The sequence below is a fragment of the Rhodococcus sp. T2V genome, from assembly GCF_029269925.1.
Taxonomy (GTDB): domain Bacteria; phylum Actinomycetota; class Actinomycetes; order Mycobacteriales; family Mycobacteriaceae; genus Rhodococcus_F; species Rhodococcus_F koreensis.
This window is the reverse complement of sequence record NZ_JARJBD010000220.1, coordinates 1-3,470: the sequence shown is the minus strand read 5'-3', so window position 1 is coordinate 3,470 and position 3,470 is coordinate 1. Positions and strand designations below refer to the sequence as shown.

Sequence of the window (3,470 nt, the reverse complement as noted above, 5' to 3'; positions counted from 1 at the left end):
CTTTCGGTAACGGATGTTCGGCGGTGTCCTACTCTCCCACACCCTGTCGGGTGCAGTACCATCGGCGCTGGAGGGCTTAGCTTCCGGGTTCGGAATGGGACCGGGCGTTTCCCCTCCGCTATGGCCGCCGTAACTCTATGAAACTGTCACACACGCTTCGCGTGAAATGAATCGAGTGAACGCTGAAACCCCTTTTGTCGGGGGGCTTCGCCCACACACGATCCACCAACAACGTGTGAATCGTGTGTGTTGTTTCAGATACTGCACAGTGGACGCGTAGCTTCTTTGTGGTAAGTCCTCGGCCTATTAGTACCAGTCACCTGCACCAGTTACCTGGCTTCCAGTTCTGGCCTATCAACCCGGTGGTCTGCCGGGGGCCTTACCCCCTCGAGGGGGTGAGAAACCTCATCTTGGAACAGGCTTCCCGCTTAGATGCTTTCAGCGGTTATCCCTTCCGAACGTAGCTAACCAGCGGTGCTCCTGGCGGAACAACTGGCACACCAGAGGTTCGTCCGTCCCGGTCCTCTCGTACTAGGGACAGCCTTCCTCAAGTTTCTAACGCGCGCGGCGGATAGAGACCGAACTGTCTCACGACGTTCTAAACCCAGCTCGCGTGCCGCTTTAATGGGCGAACAGCCCAACCCTTGGGACCTACTCCAGCCCCAGGATGCGACGAGCCGACATCGAGGTGCCAAACCATCCCGTCGATATGGACTCTTGGGGAAGATCAGCCTGTTATCCCCGGGGTACCTTTTATCCGTTGAGCGACACCGCTTCCACTTGCCGGTGCCGGATCACTAGTCCCGACTTTCGTCCCTGCTCGACCTGTCAGTCTCACAGTCAAGCTCCCTTGTGCACTTGCACTCGACACCTGATTGCCAACCAGGCTGAGGGAACCTTTGGGCGCCTCCGTTACATTTTGGGAGGCAACCGCCCCAGTTAAACTACCCACCAGGCACTGTCCCTGAACCAGATCATGGTCCGAGGTTAGAGGTCCAATACGATCAGAGTGGTATTTCAACAACGACTCCACACTCACTGGCGTGAGCGCTTCACAGTCTCCCACCTATCCTACACAAACCGAACCGAACACCAATACCAAGCTGTAGTGAAGGTCCCGGGGTCTTTTCGTCCTGCCGCGCGTAACGAGCATCTTTACTCGTAATGCAATTTCGCCGAGTCTATGGTTGAGACAGCTGAGAAGTCGTTACGCCATTCGTGCAGGTCGGAACTTACCCGACAAGGAATTTCGCTACCTTAGGATGGTTATAGTTACCACCGCCGTTTACTGGGGCTTAAATTCTCAGCTTCGCCACAAGTGGCTAACCGGTCCTCTTAACCTTCCAGCACCGGGCAGGCGTCAGTCCGTATACATCGTCTTACGACTTCGCACGGACCTGTGTTTTTAGTAAACAGTCGCTTCTCACTGGTCTCTGCGGCCCCACCCAGCTCACACTGCAAGAGTGATCACCAGGCGAGGCCCCCCTTCTCCCGAAGTTACGGGGGCATTTTGCCGAGTTCCTTAACCATAGTTATCTCGATCGCCTTAGTATTCTCTACCTGACCACCTGTGTCGGTTTGGGGTACGGGCCGTGTGAAAGCTCGCTAGAGGCTTTTCTCGGCAGCATAGGATCACTGAATTCGCCTCATTCGGCTATGCGTCACCTCTCAGGCTGTGTGAATGGCGGATTTGCCTACCATTCGCCCTACAGGCTTACACCAGTATTACCACTGACTGGCTCAGCTACCTTCCTGCGTCACCCCATCGCTTGGCTACTACCAGATCAGGTCCCATGCATCCACACCCGGCGCCCCCGAAGGGACATCCGGACGCTTCAGGATGGTTAGTATCACTGATTCACCAGGGGCGCGTTCACACGGGTACGGGAATATCAACCCGTTGTCCATCGGCTACGCCTGTCGGCCTCGTCTTAGGTCCCGACTCACCCTGGGCGGATTAACCTGGCCCAGGAACCCTTGGTCATTCGGCGGACGAGTTTCTCACTCGTCTTTCGCTACTCATGCCTGCATTCTCACTCGTGTGGCCTCCACGGCTGGGTCACCCCGCCGCTTCCACGGCCACACGACGCTCCCCTACCCACCCACACACCTGCCGGACCCCCCGCAGGAGAACCGGAGACTATTGTGTGAGTGCCGCAGCTTCGGTGGTGTACTTGAGCCCCGCTACATTGTCGGCGCAGGATCACTTGACCAGTGAGCTATTACGCACTCTTTCAAGGGTGGCTGCTTCTAAGCCAACCTCCTGGTTGTCTTCGCGACCCCACATCCTTTTCCACTTAGTACACGCTTAGGGACCTTAGCTGGCGATCTGGGCTGTTTCCCTCTCGACTACGAACCTTATCGCCCGCAGTCTCACTGCCGCGCTCTCACTCACCGGCATTCGGAGTTTGGCTGATTTCGGTAAGCTTGTGGGCCCCCTAGACCATCCAGTAGCTCTACCTCCGGTGAGAAACACGCGACGCTGCACCTAAATGCATTTCGGGGAGAACCAGCTATCACGGAGTTTGATTGGCCTTTCACCCCTACCCACAGCTCATCCCCTCAGTTTTCAACCTAAGTGGGTTCGGTCCTCCACGACGTCTTACCGTCGCTTCAACCTGGCCATGGGTAGATCACTCCGCTTCGGGTCTAGAACATGCCACTGGGTCGCCCTATTCGGACTCGCTTTCGCTACGGCTACCCCACACGGGTTAACCTCGCGACATGCCACTAACTCGCAGGCTCATTCTTCAAAAGGCACGCCATCACCCCCCACACCGAAGTGTGCAAAGGCTCTGACGGATTGTAAGCGCACGGTTTCAGGTACTATTTCACTCCCCTCCCGGGGTACTTTTCACCTTTCCCTCACGGTACTAGTCCGCTATCGGTCACCAGGGAGTATTCAGGCTTATCGGGTGGTCCCGACAGATTCACACCAGATTTCACGGGCCCGGTGCTACTTGGGTTTCCATCACGACAGTCGTCATGTTTTCGTGTACGGGATTCTCACCCTCTACGACAGGCCGTTCCAGACCACTTCCACTAACACAACGATTTCTTACTGTCGGCCAACACGGCAGCATTGACAAGATGAACCCCACAACCCCACGAATGCAACACCTGCCGGCTATCACACATCCATGGTTTAGCCTCTTCCGCTTTCGCTCGCCACTACTCACGGAATCACTATTGTTTTCTCTTCCTGTGGGTACTGAGATGTTTCACTTCCCCACGTTCCCTCCACACACCCTATATATTCAGGCGCGGGTAACACGACATCACTCGTGCTGGGTTTCCCCATTCGGACATCCTCGGATCTCAGCTCGGTTGACAGCTCCCCGAGGCTTATCGCAGCCTCCTACGTCCTTCATCGGCTCCTGGTGCCAAGGCATCCACCGTACGCTCTTCATTACTTACAACAAAGATGCTCGCGTCCACTGTGCAGTTCTCAAACAACACACAACCAACCA

The 3,470-nt window shown here is 56.0% G+C and carries 2 rRNA genes; both read right to left on the bottom strand.

Annotated features, from left to right (window positions below):
• Nucleotides 1-15: 15 nt before the first annotated feature.
• Nucleotides 16-132: ribosomal RNA gene (rrf, locus tag P3H15_RS53270) — 5S ribosomal RNA — on the bottom strand.
• Between the two features lie 154 nt (nucleotides 133-286).
• Nucleotides 287-3,419: ribosomal RNA gene (locus tag P3H15_RS53265) — 23S ribosomal RNA — on the bottom strand.
• Nucleotides 3,420-3,470: the final 51 nt, after the last annotated feature.